The following is a 21,953-nucleotide window of genomic DNA, read 5'->3' on the forward strand; positions in this document are numbered from 1 at the left end:
CCCTGACCGACACCCGCGTTTTTTACAAGGAGTCCATCATGAACGATCGTCTTCCGCTGTCCTGGACCCGCGTGTGCCCGCTCGACGACATCGTGCCGAACACCGGCGTGTGTGCGCTCGTCAACGGCGAGCAGGTCGCGGTTTTTCACGTCGCGCATGCCGAAGCCGGCGGCGTGTTCGCGATCGACAACATCGATCCCGTGTCGCAGGCGGCCGTGATGTCGCGCGGGCTGATCGGCAGCCTCGGCGAGCGCGTCGTCGTCGCGTCGCCGCTGTACAAGCAGCACTTCGACCTGCGCACCGGCGAATGTCTCGAGGCGCCCGAGCAGTCGGTGAGCGCGTATCCGTCGCGGGTCGAGGACGGTTTCGTGTGGATCGCGGCCTGACCGCCCCGGAGCGCGCATGACCGCCACCCCCGTCAAGAGCGTGTGCCCATACTGCGGCGTCGGCTGCGGGATGGTGCTGCACGTCGAGGAAGGTGAAGTCGTCAAGGTGTCCGGCGACGCCGACCATCCGACCAACTTCGGGCGGCTATGCACGAAGGGCGCGTCGGCGCACGTCGCGCTGCGCCGTTCGGGGCGGCTCGACCGCGCGTTCGTGCGCCGGGCGCGCGAGGACGATCTGGTGCCGCTGCCGGCCCGCGATGCGATCGCCGACACCGCGCGCCGCCTGCGCGCGGTGCTCGATACGCACGGGCCCGATGCGCTGTCGTTCTACGTATCGGGGCAGATGTCGATCGAGGCGCAATACCTCGTCAACAAGCTCGCGAAGGGCTTCGTCGGCACCCGCAACATCGAGTCGAATTCGCGCCTGTGCATGGCGAGCGCGAGTACCGGCTACAAGCAGTCGCTCGGCGCGGACGGGCCGCCCGGGTCGTACCAGGATTTCGATCGCGCGAACCTGTTCTTCGTGATCGGCGCGAACATGGCCGACTGTCATCCGATCCTGTTCCTGCGGATGATGGATCGCGTGAAGGCCGGCGCGAAGCTGATCGTCGTCGATCCGCGCCGCACCGGCACGGCCGACAAGGCCGACCTGTTCCTGCAGATCCGGCCGGGCACCGATCTCGCGCTGACCAACGGGCTGCTGCACCTGCTGCATGCGAACGGCCGCACGGATGCCGCGTTCATCGATGCGTACACCGAAGGCTGGGACGCGATGCCTGCGTTCCTCGCCGACTACACGCCCGAGCGTGTCGCCGACATCACCGGGCTCGCGGAAGCCGACCTTCGCACGGCGGCGGAGTGGATCGGCGACGCGCAGGAGTGGATGAGCTGCTGGACGATGGGGCTCAACCAGAGCACGCACGGCGTGTGGAACACCAATACGATCTGCAACCTGCATCTCGCGACGGGCAAGATCTGCCGCACCGGCAGCGGCCCGTTCTCGCTGACCGGCCAGCCGAACGCGATGGGCGGGCGTGAGATGGGCTACATGGGCCCCGGGCTGCCGGGCCAGCGCTCGGTGGCGTCCGACGACGATCGCCGTTTCGTCGAGAACCTGTGGCGCGTGCCGGCCGGCACGCTGCGCAAGGAGACAGGGCAAGGCACGGTCGACATGTTCTCGCGGATGGCGGCCGGCGACATCAAGGCCTGCTGGATCATCTGCACGAACCCCGTCGCCACGGTGCCGAACCGGCAGAACGTGATCGCCGGGTTGCAGGCCGCCGAGCTCGTGATCGCGCAGGACGCCTTCCTCGACACCGAAACCAACCGCTATGCGGACATCCTGTTGCCCGGCGCGCTGTGGGCGGAAGGCGACGGCGTGATGGTCAACTCCGAGCGCAACATGACGCTGATGCGCGCGGCGGTCGCCCCGCCGGGCGACGCGCTGCCCGACTGGCGCATCGTCGCGGACGTCGCGCGTGCGATGGGCTTCGGCGATGCGTTCGACTATGCGTCGGCGGCCGACGTGTTCGACGAGATCGTGCGCTTCTCGAATCCGGCGACCGGCTACGATTTGCGCGGCGCGAGCCATGCGGCGCTGCGCGACGGGCCCGTGCAGTGGCCGGTCGCGCCGGGCACCGCGCGCGACAGGCACCCGATCCGCTATCTGAACGACGGCGTGAGCCAGACGCTGCGCGCGGCGGCCGAGGGTGACGCGACCGACGCGCCTCGCCTCGCGTTCCCGACGCCGTCGGGCAAGGCGCGCTTCTTCGCGCGGCCGCACGTCGATCCGGCCGAGCGGCCCGACGACACGTTCCCGATCGTGCTGAACACCGGGCGGCTGCAGCATCAATGGCACACGATGACGAAGACGGGCAAGGTCGCGATGCTGAACAAGCTCAACCCGCGCCCGTTCGTCGAGCTGCACCCGGACGATGCGAGCGCGCTCGGCATCGCCGCGAAGGACAGCGTCGAGATCCGCTCGGCGCGCGGCCGCGCGGTGCTGCCGGCGGTCGTGACCGAGCGCGTGCGGCGCGGCAACTGCTTCGCGCCGATGCACTGGAACGACGTGTACGGCGACGACCTGTGCATCAACGCGGTGACGAACGACGCGATCGATCCCGAATCGCAGCAACCCGAACTGAAATACTGCGCGGTCGCGCTGCGGCGCGTCGAGACGGATGCGTTCGCGTCCGCCGACGACGAGACGGCGCAACCCGACGCCCGCGCCGACGACGCGCGGCCGGTGTCCGCGCCGGCGCTTGCTTCACAGGAATCCGACATGGCAGACCTCGACACTTTCGCGGCCGCGCTCGGCGTGGCCGACCTCGCGCCGCCGCCGTTGACGGACACCGAACGGTTGTACGTGGCCGGCCTCGTCAGCGGGCTGAGGGCGAGCGCCGGCCGGCGCGAGGGCGGCGTACCCGTGCTGCCGGCCGGCGCGCCGCTCACGCCGCCGGTGCGGTTCTGGCTCGACGGCATGCTGGCCGGCCTGTTCAGCCGCTCGCTGCCGGCGAGCGTGCCGGGTGCCGTGGCGCCTGCGCCGACGGCCGATGCCGCTGCGTCCGGCGGCGTGCGGATCGTGCGTACACGGCCCAAGGTCGTGCTGCTGTGGGCGTCGCAGACCGGCAACATCGAATCGTTGACCGAGGACTACGCGACGCAGCTGATGAACGCGGGCTTCGAGATCCGCACCGCGTGCATGTCCGACTATCCGGTGGCGTCGCTGGCCGGTGCGCAATACGTGCTGCTGATGACGAGCACGTTCGGCGACGGCGATGCGCCCGACAACGGCAGCGAATTCTGGGACGCGCTGCGGGCCGGCAGCGCCGCGCGCCTCGACGGCGTGCACTTCGCGGTGCTCGCGTTCGGCGATCGCAACTACGAACAGTTCTGCGGCCACGGCCGCCGGCTCGACGCACGGCTTGCGGAGCTCGGCGCGGCGCGCCTCTGCGCACGCGTCGATTGCGACGTCGAATTCCAGCGCGACGCCGACCAGTGGCTCGAACGCGTCGTCGCGCGGATCAAGGAGGCCGATACCGCGCTGCACGCGGTGCCGACCGGCGGGATGAGCCCGTCGGGGCTGCTGCCGACCAAGGCGCATCCGGCGCCGTCGAAGCTCGTCGCGAACCTGCGGCTGAACCGCCCGGGCGCGGCGAAGGACACGCGCTACGTGTCGCTGTCGACCGAAGGCGCGAACCTCGAATACGAAACCGGCGACGCGCTCGGCGTGTGGCCGACCAACTGCCCGGAGCTGGTCGACGAGCTGCTGTCGGTCACCGCGCTGAAGGCCGATGCGCCGGTGTCGGTGGCGGGCGTCGGCGACGTGCGCCTCGGCGACGCGCTCGCGCGCCACTTCGACATCACGCGCCCGCATCCGGACACGCTTGCGTTCATCGCATCGCGCAGCGCGAACGGCGCGCTGAAGTCGCTACTGGCCGACGACCGCAAGGGCGACCTGAAGCAGTGGCTGTGGGGGCAGCAGCTTGCGGACGTGCTGCACGAGTTTCCGGTCGAGCTGTCGGGCACGGAGCTGGTCGGGATGCTCAAGCGCATGCAGCCGCGCCTCTATTCGATCGCGTCGAGCCCGAGCGCGCACCAGGGCGAGATCCACCTGACCGTGTCGGCCGTGCGTTATCACAACGGCCGGCGCGCGCGCAAAGGCGTGGCGTCGACGTTCCTCGCCGATCGCGCGGACGACGGCCGCGTGCCGGTGTTCGTGCAGAAGTCCGCGCATTTCCGGCCGCCGGTGAACGGCGACGTGCCGATCGTGATGGTCGGCCCCGGTACCGGTGTCGCGCCGTTCCGCGGCTTTCTGCACGAGCGGCAGGCACGCGGCGCGCGCGGGCGCAACTGGCTGTTCTTCGGCGAGCAGCATGCGCAGACCGACTTCTACTACGGCGACGAGCTGGGTGCGATGCACGACAGCGGTTTCCTGACGCGGCTCGACCTCGCGTTCTCGCGCGACCAGGCCGACAAGATCTACGTGCAGGACCGGATGCGCGAGCAGGGCGCCGAGCTGTTCGCGTGGCTGGAGGAAGGCGCGCACTTCTACGTGTGCGGCGATGCCGCGCGGATGGCGAAGGATGTCGACACGGCGCTGAAGGCGGTGGTCGCCGAACACGGCGGGATGTCGGATGAAGCCGCGAACGATTATGTCGCGCGGCTCTCGAAGGCGCGGCGCTACATGCGGGACGTGTACTGAACGCCGGCGACGCGGGCCCGGCGGTTTACGCGTGATCGTCCGGTTGCGGCCGGCCGAACCACTGCCGGCTCGAGCGCGACAGCAACAGCAAGGTCGCCAGCGTGAACAGGCAGTAGACGGCGCTCAGGAAATCGGCCGGCCGATGGGCGACCGTAAAGGCCATCAACGCGAGCATGGCGATGACCAGTCCGATCATCGTGAGGCGCGCCCAGTTCTTCCGGCGCGCGATCTGCACGACGAGCAGCGCGAGGACGAGGGCGATCGCGATGAAGGCCGCCGCGAGCATCTGGACGATCCTGACGCGTAACGCGTCGCCCGAGACGCGGTCGAGCAGGGCCGGAACGATGGCCGACTCGAAAATGGCGACGCGGTACGAAAAGATGCACCACGCGCCAGCCAGCAGCGTGACGGCCACCCGGACCGTTTCCGGCGTATCTCCGCCGACAATCGGCATATTCTTCAGCGAAGTCATTTTCATTCCGATGGGTTCCTTCGCGGCGGCGGGTATGCGGCTTGCGCTCGGCTGGCGGCGTCGCGGCCGCAGGCGGGAATCGATCGTCGCAGCGTAGCACAGGCGTCGGCGCCGGCAACGGCCGGTTCGTTTCGCGGCCGGCACACACCTTCCTTCACGATCGACCGGAGCAAACATGAAGACGAGATTCGTCAGGGCGGCGGCCCGGGCCGCGACCATCGGCATCCTGATGGCGGCAGCGGCATGGAACCTGTCCGCTGCCGCGCAGGGCGCGTCGTCGCCCGTCGGCTCGGCCGCCGCGACCCCCGACAACGCAATACTGCTCACGGTATTCCTGAAACACGATCAGTCGCGCCCGTTGGCCGAGCTGAATGCGCAGCTTGCGAAGCAGGGGTTCTACAAGGCCTTTCCGCCACCGGGTGTCGAAGTGGTGAGCTGGACCGTGACGATGGGGATCGGGCAGATCGTCGTGTTGCGGCTGCCGGCGTCGCGGCTGCGGGAGGTCAATCGCGTGCTCGAGGACACGGCGTGGGGCGCGTACCGGACGGAGTTCTATCCGACTTACGACTACAAGGCGATCGGGTTGGGGGAGCATGAGCGGGCGAAGTGACGGGGAAGCGGGATGCTTGCCCGGGATCGGCGCGTCCCGTCCCCGAAAAGCCGCGCGGCATTGCGCATTTGTCCCTGTCCGCGCGGGCGCGCCCGGCGATTTTCTCCCAAATGCATCAGAAGTCATTCATCAGATGAAAAAACCATCCCGGTTCCCGGTATGATGCGCACCTTGCGTTGCAGGACGCCTTGTTTCTTTATGCGTTTTTGATGGACGAGATACCACAAATCCGCACAAAGCCGACGTGAAAGATTCTGTAATATAAATTCCGTATACTCGTAAGTTCTGACCCAGGCGCCTCCGAGCCCGTCTTCGGCCGGCCGCCCACGCAGAACAACCACAGATACGTCGCCGCCCGGCCAACCCGCGCCGCGACACGCTATGCACCACCACTGAACAACTTATGTCTTCCCGCCACTCTGGTTCGCCTGGTCGTGCCGCGGCGGTGATCGCCCGTGCCCGGGCGCTGATCCGCAACGAGCGCGTGCTGTCGCCGCTGCTTGCGCTCGGCATCGGCCTGCTGCTGATCGTGGTTTTCCAGCACCTGTCGGAATCCGTCGACTACCGGTCGGTGATCCGCCAGTTGCGTCATATGTCCGCCGGCGAGTGGGGCGCGTCGCTGGCCGCGACGGCCCTCAGCTATCTCGCGCTCGTCGCCCGCGACGCGGTCGGCCTGCGCTACGTCGCCGCGAAGGTGCCGCGCGTCGCGCTGTGGATCGGCGCGATCGCCGGGTCCGCGCTCGGTAACGCGACCGGCTTCGGCGCGCTGACGGGCGGCGCGGTGCGCGCTCGCGTGTACGGCGTGTCGGGCGTCACGCCCGCGCAGATCGGCCGGATGACGGTGTTCACGAGCGGCACGCTGGCGCTCGCGATGGTGTTGATGACGGCAGTCGGCATGGTCTGCATGCCGGAGGCGCTCGCCGCGATGCTGCACGTCGCGCCCGGCGTGCTGACGTGGACCGGCGCGGCGCTGCTGGTGGTGCTGGCCGCGATGGTCGTGATGTGCGGCCACACCGCACGCCCGGTCGTCACGCGCTTCAAGTGGCTGTCGTTCGACGTGCCGGCGCGGCGCGACCTCGTTGCGCAGGTCGTCTACGCGGTACTCGACGTCGTCGCGGCGGGCCTGACGCTGTGGGTGCTGCTGCCGGCCGCGCCGGTCGGGTTCCCGACCTTCATTACGGTTTACGCCGCCGCGTTGCTGCTCGGGATGATCGGCCATACGCCGGGCGGGATCGGCGTGTTCGAAGCCGCGATGGTCTTCACGCTCGGCCGCGAAGTGCCGCCGCACGCGATGGTCGCCGCGCTGATCGCGTATCGCGCGATCTATTTCGGCGTGCCGCTCGTGCTGTCGGCCGGCCTGCTGGCCGGTTTCGAGGGCCGCGCGCTGCGCCGCCGGCTCGTGACGCGGCAGGCCGTGCGCGTGTCGCAGCTCGCGCCGGTGTTCCTGAGCCTCGTGACGTTCGCGGTCGGCGGGATGCTGGTGATCTCGAGCGCGACGCCCGCGTTCTGGCACCGGATCGCGATCCTGCGCCACCTCGTGCCGCTGTGGGTGCTCGAAGGCTCGCAGGTGATCTGCAGCGTGCTCGGCGTGGCGCTGCTGTTCGTCGCGCGCGGGCTGCTGCGCCGCCTCGACGGTGCCTGGTGGATGACCTTCGCGCTGACGCTCGCCAGCCTCGCGCTGTCGCTGGCGAAGGGTCTCGCGTTCGTCGAGGCCGGCGTGCTCGGCACGCTGCTGGTGCTGCTGCTCGTCAGCCGTCGCCGCTTCAACCGCCATTCGTCGCTGCTGGCCGAGCGCTTCACGGTGAGCTGGTTCGTGTCGGTGGCGATGGTGCTGATGCTGGCCGTGTGGGTGCTGTTCTTCGCGTTCCGCGACGTGCCGTACACGCGCGAGCTGTGGTCGCATTTCTCGTTCGACGCGCGCGCGCCGCGGGCACTGCGCGCGACGCTCGCGTCCGGCGTATTCGTCGCGCTGTTCGCGCTGTGGCAACTGCTGCGCCCGGCGCCGGGCCGTTTCGTGAAGCCTGCGGAGCAGGACCTGTCGGATGCCGAACGAATCATCCGCGCGCAGGAATGCAGCGATGCGGGCCTCGCGCTGATGGGCGACAAGTCGTTCCTGTTCTCGGAGTCCCGCCGGGCCTTCCTGATGTATGCGAAGAACGGCCGCACGTGGGCCGCGCTGCACGACCCGGTCGGGCCGCGCGAGGAATGGCCGGCGCTGATCAGCAAGTTCATCGCGCTCGCCCACGCGCATAGCGGCCGTGCGGCGTTCTACCAGGTGCGCGCGAACGCGCTGCCGCTGTATCTCGACGCGGGGCTCACGCTGATGAAGCTCGGCGAGGAAGCGCATATCGCGCTCGACCGGTTCGACCTGAAAGGTTCGAACCGCTCGCACCTGCGCTACGCGCTGCGCCGCGGCGACAAGGACGCGCTGACGGTCGAGGTGATCGCGCCGAGCGACGTGCCGGCCGCGCTGCCGGCGCTGCGCGACATCTCGGACGGCTGGCTCGACAGCCGCGACGCGCGCGAGAAGAGCTTCTCGGTCGCCGCGTTCCACGACGGCTATCTGGCGACGCAGTCGGTGATGCTCGTGCGGCAGGCCGACAAGCCGATCGCGTTCGTCACGTTCATGACGACCGACCTCAACACCGAGGCGACGGTCGGCGTGATGCGCCATCTGCCGGACGCGTCGCCGTACGCGATGGAATATCTGTTTACGCAGCTCGCGCTGCATCTGAAGGAAGCGGGTTTCCGTAAGCTGAGCCTGGGCATCGCGCCGTTCTCGGGGATGGGGGCGGCGAAGATGCCGTCGCCTTTGCACCGCATCGGCCTGATGGTCTGGCGCTTCGGCGGCCGCTTCTACAACTTCCGCGGCTTGCGCGCATTCAAGAGCAAGTTCGAACCGCACTGGGAGCCGCGTTACCTCGCGGCCTCGGGCACGGTCGGCGTGTTCGTCACGCTGGCGGATCTGTCATTGCTGGCTGGAGGTCGGCGTTCATGATGTTGAAGAAGGGAATCGCGCGGGCGGCAGCCGCCTGCGCGGGAATGATGCTGGCCGGCGCCGCGTGCGCCACCCAGCCAGCCGCAATGAAGGCCGAAACCGTATCGGGCGGCCGCTACGGGCCCGTGACCGTGACCAAACCCAGCGGGCCGCTGCGCGGCTTCGTCGTGCTGTTCTCGCGCGAGGCCGGCTGGAATGCGGCCGACCAGCAGGCCGCCGATGCGCTCGCGAAGGCCGGTGCGATGACGGTCGGTGTCGATTCGGAGCGGTACGCGATGAATCTCGCCGCGAAGCAGGAGACCTGCCACCACCTCGACGGCGACGCCGAAGCGGTCAGTCATCAGCTCGAGCGCCTTGCACAGTCGTCGCGCTACTTCACGCCGATCGTCGCGGGCGTGGGCCAGGGCGGCGCGATCGCGAAGCAGATCCTGTCGATGGCGCCGGAGAACACGATCGCCGGTGTCGTCTCGGTCGATCCGGCCGCCAAGCTCGATCCGCGCTTCAAGCCGTGCCCGCCCGATCCGACGATCGTGCGCCGCGCGATGCCCGGCTTCGTCGACACGGCGGCCACGGGCGATTCCGCGAAGCTCGTGTCGCTCGTCACGTCGCATCTGCGGGACACCACCAGCGGCGACGAACTCGACGTATCGGACCTGCCGCTCATCGAGCTGCCGGCCAAGGGCGGCAACGGCCAGCTCGCGATCGTGATCTCGGGTGACGGCGGCTGGCGCGATCTCGACAAGACGATCGCCGAGGCGCTGCAGCGCGACGGCGTGTCGGTGGTCGGCATCGACAGCCTGCGCTATTTCTGGAGCGAGAAGCCGCCGGCGCAGGTGAGCCGCGATCTCGCGCGCGTAATGCGCACCTACATGGCGCGCTGGCATGCGAACCGCGTGGCACTGGTCGGCTATTCGTTCGGCGCCGACGTGATGCCGTTCGCGTACAACCGGCTGCCGGCCGACCTGCGCGACAAGGTCGCCGTGATGTCGCTGCTCGGCTTCGCGCCGGCCGCCGATTTCCAGATCCGCGTGACGGGCTGGCTCGGCATGCCCGCAAGCGACAAGGCGCTGAAGGTCGCGCCCGAAATCGCGAAGGTGCCGCCGCAGCTCGTGCAGTGCTTCTATGGCGCGGAAGAGAAGGACACGATGTGTCCGGCACTCGTGAACACGGGCGCCGACGTGATCAAGACGCAGGGCGATCACCACTTCGGCCGCGACTACATCGCGCTCGAGAAGAAGATCCTCGGCGCGTTCGGCAAGCCGGTCGCGGCGCGCTGAACGCCGGCGCCCGCTTCGCGGCGGGCGCCGGCCGGGAGCTTCCGGTGCATCGTACGGGCGGCCCGCGGGCCGCCCGTTTCATTTTCCGGCGGGCGTTGTCGTTCGCGCATCGTGCTGGTAGAAGCCGGTGAACCGGTCGAGCTGCCGCCGCGCGGCCGTGATGTCCGTGCCGTCGCCGAGCACCGCGCTCGAAAACCCCGTGCGTTCCATCAGCAGCAACTGGTCGACCAGCACCTCGCCGGTCGCGCGCAGGTCGCCCGTGAAGCCGTAGCGCTTGCGCAGCAGGTACGCCTGGCTGTACGCACGCCCATCGGTGAACGACGGAAACGCGAGGTCGATGCGCGCGGCCCGCGCGATGTGTTCGGCGAGCGGTGGCAGTTCCTCGTCGTTACCGATCGTCAGCGTCGCCGTGCCGTGCTGCTGCGAATCGCCGGCGTGTTCGGCCGGTGTCAGCAGCCGGATGCGTGCGGTCGGATTCTCTTCGTGCGTCATGCGTGCTCCACCTGATGGCGCGCGTCGTTCGCGGCGGCCTTGAACGGTTCCGTGCCGATGCGGCGGACGGTGTCGATGAATCGTTCGCTGCGGCCGTCGTCGTCGATGCGCGCGTCGAGATACGCATTGACGATCGCATCGACGACATCGACGATCTCGTCCGCCGAAAACGACGGGCCGATCACCTTGCCCGGCCGCGCGGGGCCGCTCGCGGTCGAGCCGTCCGAGCCGCCGAGCGTGACCTGATACCACTCGGCGCCGTCCTTGTCGACGCCGAGGATGCCGAGGTGGCCGCTGTGATGATGGCCGCACGAGTTGATGCAGCCGCTGATGTGCAGGTCGATGTCGCCGACGTCGTGCAGCATGTCGAGATCCTGGAAGCGCTCGGCGATCGCATCGGCGATCGGGATCGAGCGTGCATTCGCGAGCGCGCAGAAGTCGCCGCCCGGGCACGCGATCATGTCCGTGAGGAGTCCGACGTTCGCGCTGGCGAGCCCGATCGCCCGCGCGTTTTCCCACAGCAGGAACAGGTCGTCGACATGCACCCACGGCAGCACGACGTTCTGCGTGTGCGTGACGCGCGCCTCGCCGGCCGAGAACTGGTCGGCGAGATCGGCGAGCGCGTCGAGCTGGTCCGGCGACGCGTCGCCCGGTGCCTGCAGGCGGCGCTTGAACGACAGCGTGACGATGCGCAGCGCCGGATCGCGGTGGTCAGCCACATTGCGTGCGAGCCAGCGCGCGAAGGCCGGATGGCGTGCCGCCTGGGCGGACAGGCGCAGGTTCGCGTCGCGCAGGCTGACCGTGCGCGGCTCGAGCCGCGGCGGGACGAACGATGCGGCGACGCGGTCGAACTCGACCTGGGCAATCGTGTGCAGCCCGCCGTCGTGATCGACGATCTGGCGGAACTCCTCCTCGACGTCGTCGATGTAGCGCTGCCCCTCGGTCTTCACGAGGATCTTGATGCGCGCCTTGTACTTGTTGTCGCGCCGTCCGTAGCGGTTGTACACGCGGACGATCGCCTCGATGTAGTTCATCACGTGCTGCCACGGCAGGAACGCGCGCAGCAGCGTCGCGATCATCGGCGTGCGGCCCATCCCGCCGCCGACGCTCACGCGAAAGCCGAGCTCGCCTGCGTCGTTGCGCACGAGCTTGAGCCCGACGTCGTGCCAGTCGGTGGCCGCGCGGTCTTCGGTCGCGCCGGTGATCGCCATCTTGAACTTGCGCGGCAGGAATGCGAACTCGGGATGCAGCGTGGTCCACTGGCGCATCACTTCCGCGAACGGGCGCGGATCGGCGATCTCGTCCGGCGCGACACCCGCGCGCTCGTCGCACGAAATATTGCGGATGCAGTTGCCGCTCGTCTGGATGCCGTGCATGTCGACGGTCGCGAGCAGGTCCATCACGTCGGCGGCCTTGTCGAGCGGAATCCAGTTGAACTGCACGTTGGTGCGTGTCGTGAAGTGCGCGCTGCGGGTCGGCAGGCGCAGCGTGCCGAGCAGGGCCTGCGCGTCCGATGCGGCGCGGTAGGTGGCGTCGTCCGGCACGTCGTAGTCGCGCGCGATCCGCGCGAGCACGCGCAGCTGCGCACTCGACAGTTCGCCGTACGGGACGGCCACGCGCAGCATCGGCGCATGGCGCTGCACGTACCAGCCGTTCTGCAGGCGCAGCGGCCGGAATGCGTCCTCGCTCAGCGTGCCGTGCTGCCAGCGCTCGAGCTGGTCGCGAAACTGGGCGGCGCGGCTGTGCACGAGCGCCCGGTCGAAAACGGTATATCGATACATGACGTGATACGCGAGAGGAGCCGTGGCGCGGCGCGCGCGGCTCGGGACAGACGTTGCGACGGGTGTCAGGCAACCGGGGACAGCGTAAGGAACGCGGTGCGGCGGGACAAGCAGCAGATGGGGACGAAAAGGGCGCAGCAGATAGCCGGCGTGACGCCGGCGCGGGCCGGGCATGCGTGCGTGCATGCCCGTGGCGGGCGTTTATGCGGGAGCGTCGACGACGAGCGCCGGATCGAGCGCGCGGATGCGCTGGTCGATGAAGTAGCCGCCGCCTTCCTGATAGCGCAGGAACAGGCGGCCGCACGAGCGGCAGCGGTTGACGGTGCAGCGGTTGTACGGGAAATGGCGCAGTGCGATCGGCGCGTCGTCCGACGCGTAGCGCGTGCCGGCCGGATGATATTCGGCGTAGGTCGGTTCCGTCTCGCCAAGTGGCGCGAGCGTGGCGACTTCGGTCAGTTGCGCGTCCTGCAGCGACAGCGGCAGGGTCGTCCATCCGGCGAGCGGCGTTTTCGTGCAGAGGCACGACTGCGTGATGTGCGCGGCTTCAACGGTCAGTTTCAACAGCGCGTCGTGATCGAGGTAGGGCAGTTGACTCATGGGCAATCGTGAAGGGCGGCGGGATCAGCACTGTAACCCGCATGCGGCTTGCGCGCATCGCCGTGACGCCGGCGGCGCGCCCCGGGTGAGATTCAACCGCCCTTGCGGACCGACGGCTGCGCGACGAGCTCGCCGAGCACACGGATCGCACGTTCGATGTCGCGGCTCCACGGATGGCCGAAGTTCACGCGCACGCAACGCTCGAAGCCGTGCGCGGCCGAAAACAGCGGCCCCGGCGCGAAGCTGATCCCGCGTGCGATGGCCTGGCGATGCAGCTCCATCGCGTCGATCGCGTCGGGAAACGCGAGCCACAGAAAATAACCGCCTTCGGGCCGCACCCATTCGACGCCGGCCGGCAGCCAGCGCCGCAGCGCGTCGTCCATCCGGTCGAGCTGCGTGTGCAGCGCGCCGCGCAGCTTGCGCAGGTGCCGGTCGTAGCCGCCGTGCTCGAGATAGTTCGCGATGCCGACCTGCGCGGGAATGCTGGCCGACAGCGTCGTCATCAGCTTGAGCCGCTGCACCTTCTCCGCGAACCGGCCGGCGGCGGCCCAGCCGATCCGGTAGCCGGGTGCGAGCGTTTTCGAGAACGAGCTGCAATGCATCACGAGGCCGTGTCGATCGAACGCACGCGCGGGCAGCGGGTAGTCGGGGCCGAAGTGCAGCTCGCCGTACACGTCGTCCTCGATCAGCGGTACGTCGCGCGCGGCGAGCAACGCGACGAGCGCGCGCTTTTTTTCGACGGACAGCGTGACGCCGGTCGGATTCTGGAAGTTGGTCATGAACCAGCACGCGCGGATGTCGTGCCGGTCGAGCGCGTTCGCGAGCGCATCGAGATCGAGGCCCGTGCGCGGATCGACGGGAATCTCGACCGCGCGCAGGTCGAGCCGTTCGATCGCCTGCAGCGCCGCATAGAAACCGGGTGCTTCGACGGCCACGACGTCGCCGGGCCGCGTGACGGCCATCAGGCACAGGTTCAGCGCTTCGAGCGCGCCGTTCGTGACGACGATCTCGTCGATCGGCTGCGAGACGCCGGTCGCGAGATAGCGCCGCGCGATCTGCTGGCGCAGCGCCTCGTTGCCGGGCGGCAGGTCGACGACCGTGCTCCACGGGCTGACGAGCCGCGTGGCCTGCGCGAGCGATTTCGCGAGACGCGGCAGCGGAAACAGTTGCGGCGACGGGAACGCGGAGCCGAGCGGCACGATGCCGGGTTGGGTCGCCGCGTCGAGGACGGAGAACACGAGGCTGCTGATGTCGACCTTGCGCGTGACGCCGGCGCGGCTTGCGTGGCGTTTGGCGGCCGGGCTCGCCGCCGGCGTGGCGCCCGGCGCGACATAGTAGCCCGAGCGTTCGCGCGCGCGGATCAGCCCCCACTGTTCGAGCAGGTAGTACGCGCGAAACACCGTCGACTGGCTCACGCCGTGCTGCGCGATGATCTGCCGCAGCGACGGCAGGCGCGTGCCGACGGCGAGGTTGCCGTTGCGGATGTCGTCGGCGATCGTGTGGGCGAGGGTTTCGTAGCGTTTCATCGGCGAGGGTGGCGCGCGCCGTCGCCACGCGCGGGCCGGAGTGGCGCCGCGCCGGCGGGCGCGGCTCATTGTCCGATGCGCGGCCCGAAAAGGAAAGCGCAGGCGAGGTCAGTTCAAGGCGGGCCGCGCTTTCCTGCCGCGTCAGGCCGCGTTCGGCTCGACGTTCTGCCGGGTCGCGGCGCCGCGCAGCGGCGGCAACGGCTCGACCTTGCCGACGATGAACAGGTACGACAGCGCGCCGACCACGCACAACGCACCGGCCACCGCGAGCGGCACGACGAACGAGCCCTTCGTGATCGACAGCATCACGCCCGTGAACGTCGTGATGAAGATCCCCGCGAGATTGCCGGCGAAGTTCTGGATGCCGCCGAGCGATGCGACATGCGCGGGCGTCGGCGCGACTTCGCCGACGAGCGTCCACACGTTGGCGCCTGCAAACGACAGGCTCGCATACGCGAGAGCGAACAAACCGAGGCAGGCCCACACGTTCTCGACGAAGGCCGACAGCGCGATCGACGAAGACAGCAGCATGCCGAGCACGAGGCAGGTCTTGCGCGCGGCGGTCGCGCTCCAGCCGCGCCGGAACAGGCTGTCCGACACATAGCCGCCGAGCCAGCCGCCGGGAATCGCGAGCAGCGCGGGCAGCATGCCCCACGTGCCGAGCGACGCGAGCGAGAAGCCGCGCGACTGCAGCAGGTAGCTCGGGAACCACGTGATGAAGAAGTAGATCGCGAAGTTCAGGCAGAACAGGCCGATCATCATGCCCCACACGGTGCGGTAGCGGAACAGGTCGAGCCACGACACCTTCGGGCCATCGGTTGCGGCCGCAACGGTCGTGGCGCCGCGCTGCGCGAGCAGGGCATCGACGGCGTCGGGCGCGATCGCGCGATAGCGTTCCGGGTCGCGATAGACGAACCACCACGCCAGCGCCCACACGATGCCGATGCCGCCCGTGATCACGAACGACCCGCGCCAGCCGACGATCGAGATCAGCCACGCGACGAGCGGCAGCGACAGCGCGGAGCCGACGCGCGAGCCGCTGTCGAAGATGCTGCTCGCGAGTCCGCGTTCGCTGCGCGGAAACCAGTTGAACGCGACCTTCGCGAACGACGGGATCGCGGCCGCTTCGCCGACGCCGAGCATCAGCCGCACGCCGACGAGCTGCGCGAGGCCGCGCGCGGCGCCCGTCGCGACGGTGAACACCGACCACCAGCCGACCGCGAGCGCGAGGCTCACGCGCACGCCGACCTTGTCGATGAACCAGCCGGCCGGCAGTTGCAGGAACGCGTAGGTCCAGAAGAATGCGCTCAGCACGAGCCCCATGCCGACCGCGTCGAGGCCGAGGTCGGCACGGATGCTGGGCGCCGCGATCGCGAGGTTCGCGCGGTCGATGAAGTTGATGACGTTTGCGAGGAAGCACATGAGGATCATGGCCCATCGGATGCGTGGCATGCGGTGTCTCCGCGCGGAATATCGTGACGGGCCGCCGGCGATCCGCAGCGCCGGCGGCCTTGATGGGCGGGTTAGCGCGTGGCGTGCGACGGCGTGCGGTCGAACTTCGCGAGCGCTTCCCACAGGCCGTTCAGATAGACCGCGCCGAGCGCGCGGTCGTAGAGGCCGTAGCCGGGCTTGCCCGTCTCGCCCCAGATCATGCGGCCGTGGTCGGGGCGCACGTAGCCGGTGAAGCCGGTGTCGTGGTACGCCTTCACGATCGCGGCGATGTCGAGCGAGCCGCAGCTCGACAGGTGGGCGGTTTCCTCGAAATCGCCGTTCGCGTCGACCTTCACGTTGCGAATGTGCGCGAAGTGGATGCGGCCCATCGCGCCGAATTCGCGCACGAGCGCCTCGACATCGTTCTGCGGGCCCGCGCCGAGCGAGCCCGAGCACAGCGTCAGCCCGTTCGCGGGGGTGTCGACGATGCGCACGATCCGCGCGAGATCGTCGCGGTTCTTCACGATGCGCGGCAGCCCGAAGATCGGGCGCGGCGGATCGTCGGGGTGGATCGCCATCTTCACGCCGGCTTCCTCGGCGACGGGGATGATCGCCTTCAGGAAGTATTCGAGGTTCGCCCACAGCGCGGCTTCGTCGACGTCGCGATACTCGGCGAGCAGCGCCTTCAACTGTTCGGGCCGGTAGCTCGAATCCCAGCCCGGCAGCGCGATGCCGTCGTCCGGATCGATCCGCTCGACCGCGTCGGTGCTGAACGCGAGGCAGGTCGAGCCGTCGTCGAGCGTCTTCGACAGCTCGGTGCGCGTCCAGTCGAACACGGGCATGAAGTTGTAGCAGATCACGCGCACGCCGGCCGCGCCGAGATGGCGAATCGTCTGACGGTAGTGGTCGATCAGGCGGTCGCGGCCCGGCTTGCCGAGCTTGATGTCCTCGTGTACCGGCACCGACTCGACGACTTCGAACTGCAGGCCGGCGCGCTCGATCGTCGCCTTCAGCGCGTCGATCTTGTGCGCGGGCCAGACTTCGCCCACCGGTTCGTCGTAGATCGCGGACACGATATGCGTGACGCCCGGGATCTGGCGGATGTATTGCAGCGAGACCGGATCGGACTCGCCGTACCAACGGAAAGACATCTTCACTGGAGCGGCTCCTGACGGGCGGTTGAGGAATCGGACGGACGGGCGGCAGCGTGGCGGCCCCGTCTCCGGTGTGCGGATTATGATTGGTATGCCAGTTTCGCGGGATAGTGGTTTACCAGTTGTCGAGATGAAATCGGAGCGTCAGCGCATCACCGGAAAGGCACGCGTCGCACCGGCCACCACGCCGAATCGGAGGCGGCCCGTAATTGGTGTACCATTTTGGCGATCCGGCGCCGCGACGGCGCCGGCCAGCCTGTTGCGAGCCTTTCGATGACCGATCTTTCCAGCCTGCCCGCCAGCCGCGATACCGATGCCGCGGATCGCTCCTATATCGGCCTTGCGCGGCAGATTCACGCGATGGTGGCCGCCGGTGCGTTCGAGGCCGGCGCGCGGCTGCCGTCCGAGCGCAGCCTGGCCGACCAGTTCGGCGTGAGCCGCACGCAGGTGCGCGAGGCGATCATCGCGCTCGAGGTGCAGGGGATCGTCGAGGTGCGAATCGGTTCGGGCATCTACGTATCGGCGGCCGACGCCGCGCGGCCGGTGACGTTCGAGGTGCCGCGCGGCCCGGGGCCGATCGAGACGCTGCGCGCACGCGGGCTGATCGAGGCGGAAGTCGCGGCGCTCGCGGCGACTGAACGCAAGGATGCGGATCTCGACCGGCTGTTTTTCTCGCTGACGACGATGCGCGAGCAGATGGACGACAAGGTCGCGTACGACGCGGCCGATCGCCAGTTCCACCTGCGTATCGCGGAATCGACCGGCAACACGGTGCTGCTGCACATGGTCACCGCGATGTGGGACTGCGCGCGCAGCGATCCGCTGTGGGACAAGATCGAGGAGCATTTTCACTCGACCGCGCTGCGTGAGGCGTCGCAGGAAGATCACCAGCGGATCTTCGCGGCGATCATGGCGCGCGACGCAACGGCGGCACGCGACGCGATGCGTGCACACCTGTCGCGCGTGATCGCGGAATTCACGCAGGCGTGGCGCTGACGCGCGTTCCGTCAGAGGAAAGAGGCCGGCGTAACGTTACCGTCATACGGCGGTGAGCAACGGCGCCCGCGCTCCCGTGGTACGGCTTCTTCCGATTGCACGACCACAGGTTTTATGGTCTTGTTGCGGGATATCGCATCGACTCGAAAAAGGACAGTCGAATGCAGCCGGGCGATTCACACGGGGTCCTATTCATCAGGGGAATCGGCGCGCGTACGCGCGTACGGTTCGCCGTGCGCCGGCTGCTCATCATTTTGACGGCGGGCTTACTTGCCTCCGTGCTTCCCCCAGCGTTCGCCGCCTCTCCCGAAACCGTCAACGACACCGTGCTGCGTGTGCTCGCATGGCCCGGCTATGCGGACGACGATGTCGTCAGTGCGTTCGAGGCGCAATTTCACGCGCGCGTCGAAGTGACGTTCGTCGACTCCGACGAAGCACTGTGGACGCGCATGCACAGCGCGGCGCCGCCGCCGTACGACGTACTGGCCGCGAATACGGCCGAGATCCAGCGCTATGCGCACGAACGCCTGCTCGCGCCGATCGACTTGTCGCGCATCCCGAACCGGCGGCGGCAGTTGCCGAACTTCCAGCAACTCGCGGCGATCGACGGGCTCGTTGAAGCGGGCGCCCCGTATGCGATTCCGTTCACGTATTCGTCGATGGGGCTGATCTACGACCGCAAGCAGGTGCCGGCCGCGCCGCGCGCGATGCGGGAGATGTGGAATCCGCGCTATCGCGGCAAGGTGCTCGACTTCAACAGCGCGCAGCACAATTTCTCGTTCGCGGCGCTCGCGCTCGGCTATCGCGATCCGTTTCGCCTGTCGCCCGCGCAGACGCTCGCCGTCGCGCACAAGCTGATCGACCTGCGCCGCAACCTGCTGACGTACTACACGCTTCCTGAAGAGGCGACCGCGTTGTTCGTCCAGCATCGTGCGGCGCTGATGTTCGGCAACTACGGCACGCAACAGGTCGAACTGCTGCGACGGGCCGGCGCGGACGTCGGCTACGTGATCCCGGATGAAGGCGCGCTCGCGTGGCTCGACTGCTGGGCTGTCACGCGCGGCGCGCAACATCCGGCGCTCGCGTTCGCGTGGATCAATTACATGCTCGAACCGGCGATCGGCGCGCTGCTGACCGAACGCCAGGGCCTCGCGAACACGCTCGCGTCGCCGCCGGGACTCGACACCGGGCACCAGCATCTCGTCTGGCTCCAGCCCGTCGAGGACATCGCGCGGCGCGAATCGCTGTGGAGCCGCATCGTGTCGGGCGACCGGCCGGAGCGTTTCGGAAAATGATCCGGCTCGGGCTCACGTCGAAACTGTCGGTGCTGTTCGCCTGCATCGGCGTGATCGCGTCCGGCACGACCGGCTATTACGCGTATCGCGCGAACCGCACGATGCTCGTGCAGGAAGCGCAGCACAGCCTGCTGATGTCGACGCAACTGCTCGGGCAGCGCTTCACCACGGCGCTGTCCGACGTCTCGGACGATGCGCTCGTGCTCGCACAGTTGCCGTCGTGTGCGCGGGTCTCCGGCGGCGACAACCGGGATGGCGCGCCACGTGCGCGGCTCGAGCAGGTGTTCTACAGCTTCATGAGAAATCACCCGGAGTACCTGCAGATCCGCCTGATCGCGCGCGGGGATTTCGGCCTCGAACGCATCCGTGTCGATCGCGATGCGAACGGCATCGTCGTCCTGCCGGACCGTGCGTTGCAGGAGAAAGGACAGTTTTCCTACGTATTCGATACGCTGGCCACGGCGCCCGGTCATATCTACCTGTCGCCGATCGTGATCAACCACGAGACGGGCGCGCACGCGGCCGAAGGGCTGCCGATCCTGCGCGTGGGTACGCCGGTCGTCGACGCGTCGGGCCAGACGGTGGGGGCGCTCGTCGTCGACGTCGAGCTGTCGCGCGTGTTCGACCGGCTCGAGCGCGATCTGCCGGAAGACTACACGGTGTACCTCGCGAACGAGTGGGGCGATTTCCTCGTGCATCCCGATCCGACGCAGACGTTCGGCTTCGATCGAGGCCGGCGCGTGCTGATGCAGGACCGCTTCGCCGTCACGCGTGCGCTGTTCGACAGCGCGCGCACAAACGTGACCCTCGATGGCCTGGCCGACCCCGCCGCGGCGCCGGGCCAGATGTTCGCGTTCGTGCGCACGCCGTTCGGGCACGACGAGGGCAACCGCTTCGTCGTGCTCGGGATGGGGCGCCCGCTGGCGGACGTGTTGTCGCCGGCGGGCATGCTCGGCGAGCGGATCGTCCGGATGGTGCTGGTGTCGAGCCTGATGGCGGTGATCCTCGCGATCCTGTTCGCGCGTGCGATCACGCGGCCGCTGCAAACGCTCGCACGCGCCGCGACGCACGTGTTCGACGATCCGGCCAGCGAGCAGTTGCCGGTCGGGCGTGCCGACGAGATCGGCGTGCTCGCGCGCTGTTTCGACAGCATGCGCGTCGAGATCCGCACGCAGGTCGCGATGTTGCGCGCGAAGCAGCTGGAACTCACGCACCTCGCCGGACACGATGCGCTGACCGAACTGCCGAATCGCCTGCTGTTCATGGAGCATCTCGATGCCGCGATCCGGCGGGCAGCCGCGCTGCACGAAGGGCTGGCCGTGATGTTCGTCGACCTCGACCGCTTCAAGCAGATCAACGACCAGCACGGCCACTCGGCCGGCGACCGCACGCTCGTCGCGGTCGCCAAGCGGTTGAGCCTCGTGCTGCGTGGCGGCGACATGGTCGCGCGGCTCGGTGGCGACGAATTCATCGTGCTGGTTACCGACGTGCGTTCACCGGCGGTGATCGGCGACGTCGCGTCGCGCATCCAGCGCGTGATGGACGAGGAGCTGGAGTTCGGCGACCGGCGCGTGGCCGTCGGCGCGAGTATCGGCGTCAGCGAGTTTCCGGCCGACGGTGCGTCGGCCGAGGAACTGCTCGTCAAGGCCGATGCGGCGATGTACGCGGCGAAGGCGTCCGCGCAGCGCGTGTTCGTGCGCTATCAGGAACTGGTCGGCAACGGGCGTGGCGCCGGCAGCGGGACGGACGAAGCGGCCGGCCGGGTCGCGTCGGGCGGCGGCCGGTGACGGCCGCTCGCGGGTCCGCGCGTTGCACCCGCCACGAGCCCGTCGCAAGACGGGCTCGTGGCGGGTTCGGACTGCGCGCGAACGCGCGCAGCGGCAGGCTTGCTTAGTGGCCGAAGTAGACCGAGTCGCGCGGGTTTTGCGCCTTGACGGCCGGTGCGCCACCCTGGACGGTCGCGGCCGGTTGCGCACCGTAGCCGCTGTTGTCGGCACCTTGCACGCGGGCTTGCGCGGCCTGGATGTCGGCCGGGTAATACGGGCTCGACTGGCTCGGCTTGTAGCCGGCGCTTTCGAGCTGGACGAGTTCATTGCGCACTTGAGCGCGGGTCACGGTGCTTTGGGCGAAGGCGCCGAACGAGGCGGACAGGGCGGCAGCGGCAACGACTGCGGAAACGAGCGATTTCATGATGACCTCCGATGTTTTTGGCTTTCCGCGTTCGACACCATGTCGTAAGCGGTTGATTACATCGTAGGCGCCGGTTGACCTAGGGTAAACGTGAGTTTTGGCGAAAGATCGTTGCAGCCGGGGCAATAATTTCGAGATAAATGCCTTCCGTCCCTAATCGATGTTGTCGGATTTGCAAGGGAAAGGGCGGCGGATGCGCGCGCACGCGCGGACGGGCGCGCGGCGGCGAAGGCGAGGGCGGAGAGGGGGGCGAACTGCGACGCTGCCGGATCGATCAGACGTCGTCGTCGATTTCCTTGCGTTCCCGGCGTTCCTCGTTGCCGCGGCGCGCGCGCAGGCGCTGGCGCGACAGCACGGCGATCACCTGCTGGGTCGGCGCGCCGGACGGCAGTTCGTTGCGGATGCGATCGGGCACCATGGGCAGGCCCGCGCGCTGCCGGCGCAGCGCCTTGGCGATTGCCCGGCGGCATTCGTCACCGTGGCAATCCCATTCATCGCGGATTCTCTGGCAATAACGGCATTGTTCCATCGGGACAGTCTAACG

At 68.6% G+C, this 21,953-nt stretch carries 17 protein-coding genes; 8 read left to right on the forward strand and 9 right to left on the reverse strand.

Annotated elements, in window-relative coordinates:
* Positions 1-38 precede the first annotated feature (38 nt).
* The gene (nirD, locus tag LGM56_RS04210) at positions 39-386 is read left to right on the forward strand and encodes a nitrite reductase small subunit NirD (RefSeq protein ID WP_089496792.1); all 348 of its coding nucleotides are present in this window, start codon (positions 39-41) and stop codon (positions 384-386) included.
* 16 nt (positions 387-402) lie between these two features.
* On the forward strand, positions 403-4,590 hold the full coding sequence (locus tag LGM56_RS04215; protein ID WP_226203008.1) for a bifunctional nitrate reductase/sulfite reductase flavoprotein subunit alpha: 4,188 nt from the start codon (positions 403-405) through the stop codon (positions 4,588-4,590).
* 25 nt (positions 4,591-4,615) lie between these two features.
* Here LGM56_RS04215 and LGM56_RS04220 read toward each other — a convergent pair whose 3' ends face one another.
* On the reverse strand, positions 4,616-5,239 hold the full coding sequence (locus LGM56_RS04220) for a hypothetical protein (protein ID WP_226203009.1): 624 nt from the start codon (positions 5,237-5,239) through the stop codon (positions 4,616-4,618).
* 52 nt (positions 5,240-5,291) lie between these two features.
* Here LGM56_RS04220 and LGM56_RS04225 point away from each other — a divergent pair, with 52 nt between their 5' ends.
* The 3 genes from LGM56_RS04225 (at position 5,292) to LGM56_RS04235 (ending at position 9,947) form a co-directional block, all read left to right on the forward strand.
* Positions 5,292-5,672 (forward strand): hypothetical protein, encoded by a 381-nt coding sequence (locus LGM56_RS04225; protein ID WP_089498111.1) that lies wholly within the window; start codon positions 5,292-5,294, stop codon positions 5,670-5,672.
* A 403-nt stretch (positions 5,673-6,075) separates the two neighbouring features.
* On the forward strand, positions 6,076-8,670 hold the full coding sequence (mprF, locus tag LGM56_RS04230) for a bifunctional lysylphosphatidylglycerol flippase/synthetase MprF (RefSeq protein WP_089475021.1): 2,595 nt from the start codon (positions 6,076-6,078) through the stop codon (positions 8,668-8,670).
* Complete coding sequence (locus LGM56_RS04235) at positions 8,667-9,947, forward strand: virulence factor family protein (RefSeq protein WP_089458370.1); 1,281 nt, start codon at positions 8,667-8,669, stop codon at positions 9,945-9,947. Before mprF ends, LGM56_RS04235 begins: the two co-directional genes overlap by 4 nt.
* Positions 9,948-10,025: 78 nt before the next feature.
* Here LGM56_RS04235 and LGM56_RS04240 read toward each other — a convergent pair whose 3' ends face one another.
* The 6 genes from LGM56_RS04240 to uxuA all read right to left on the reverse strand — a co-directional run bounded on the left by LGM56_RS04240 (position 10,026) and on the right by uxuA (position 16,931).
* Positions 10,026-10,439 (reverse strand): DUF934 domain-containing protein, encoded by a 414-nt coding sequence (locus LGM56_RS04240; protein ID WP_089496797.1) that lies wholly within the window; start codon positions 10,437-10,439, stop codon positions 10,026-10,028.
* Entirely contained in the window at positions 10,436-12,394 is a 1,959-nt protein-coding gene (locus LGM56_RS04245) for a nitrite/sulfite reductase (protein ID WP_413226750.1), read from the reverse strand. The genes LGM56_RS04240 and LGM56_RS04245 overlap by 4 nt, the downstream gene beginning before the upstream one ends.
* Positions 12,395-12,421: 27 nt before the next feature.
* Positions 12,422-12,817: a hypothetical protein gene (locus LGM56_RS04250; protein WP_089496799.1), complete on the reverse strand. Its 396-nt coding sequence runs from the start codon at positions 12,815-12,817 to the stop codon at positions 12,422-12,424.
* A gap of 92 nt (positions 12,818-12,909) precedes the next feature.
* Positions 12,910-14,343, reverse strand: a complete 1,434-nt coding sequence (locus LGM56_RS04255) for a PLP-dependent aminotransferase family protein (RefSeq protein ID WP_089496800.1) — start codon at positions 14,341-14,343, stop codon at positions 12,910-12,912.
* A 141-nt stretch (positions 14,344-14,484) separates the two neighbouring features.
* Positions 14,485-15,795, reverse strand: coding sequence for an MFS transporter (locus LGM56_RS04260; protein WP_226203013.1), 1,311 nt, complete (start codon positions 15,793-15,795; stop codon positions 14,485-14,487).
* Between the two features lie 71 nt (positions 15,796-15,866).
* Positions 15,867-16,931, reverse strand: coding sequence for a mannonate dehydratase (gene uxuA, locus LGM56_RS04265; RefSeq protein ID WP_179254888.1), 1,065 nt, complete (start codon positions 16,929-16,931; stop codon positions 15,867-15,869).
* Between the two features lie 270 nt (positions 16,932-17,201).
* On the opposite strand from uxuA, the gene LGM56_RS04270 reads away from it, so the two are divergent.
* The 3 genes from LGM56_RS04270 (at position 17,202) to LGM56_RS04280 (ending at position 21,006) form a co-directional block, all read left to right on the forward strand.
* The gene (locus LGM56_RS04270; protein ID WP_089429080.1) at positions 17,202-17,924 is read left to right on the forward strand and encodes a FadR/GntR family transcriptional regulator; all 723 of its coding nucleotides are present in this window, start codon (positions 17,202-17,204) and stop codon (positions 17,922-17,924) included.
* Between the two features lie 161 nt (positions 17,925-18,085).
* Positions 18,086-19,219, forward strand: a complete 1,134-nt coding sequence (locus tag LGM56_RS04275) for an extracellular solute-binding protein (protein WP_226203015.1) — start codon at positions 18,086-18,088, stop codon at positions 19,217-19,219.
* A complete protein-coding gene (locus LGM56_RS04280) occupies positions 19,216-21,006 on the forward strand; it encodes a sensor domain-containing diguanylate cyclase (RefSeq protein ID WP_226203016.1) in 1,791 nt (596 codons plus the stop codon). Before LGM56_RS04275 ends, LGM56_RS04280 begins: the two co-directional genes overlap by 4 nt.
* Before the next feature lie 103 nt (positions 21,007-21,109).
* Here the strand turns inward: LGM56_RS04280 and LGM56_RS04285 are convergent, their stop codons facing one another.
* Complete coding sequence (locus tag LGM56_RS04285) at positions 21,110-21,409, reverse strand: DUF4148 domain-containing protein (RefSeq protein ID WP_089432805.1); 300 nt, start codon at positions 21,407-21,409, stop codon at positions 21,110-21,112.
* Between the two features lie 274 nt (positions 21,410-21,683).
* Positions 21,684-21,938, reverse strand: coding sequence for a hypothetical protein (locus tag LGM56_RS04290; protein ID WP_027791787.1), 255 nt, complete (start codon positions 21,936-21,938; stop codon positions 21,684-21,686).
* Positions 21,939-21,953 lie beyond the last annotated feature (15 nt).

The organism is Burkholderia sp. AU38729 (assembly GCF_020419725.1).
GTDB lineage: Bacteria > Pseudomonadota > Gammaproteobacteria > Burkholderiales > Burkholderiaceae > Burkholderia.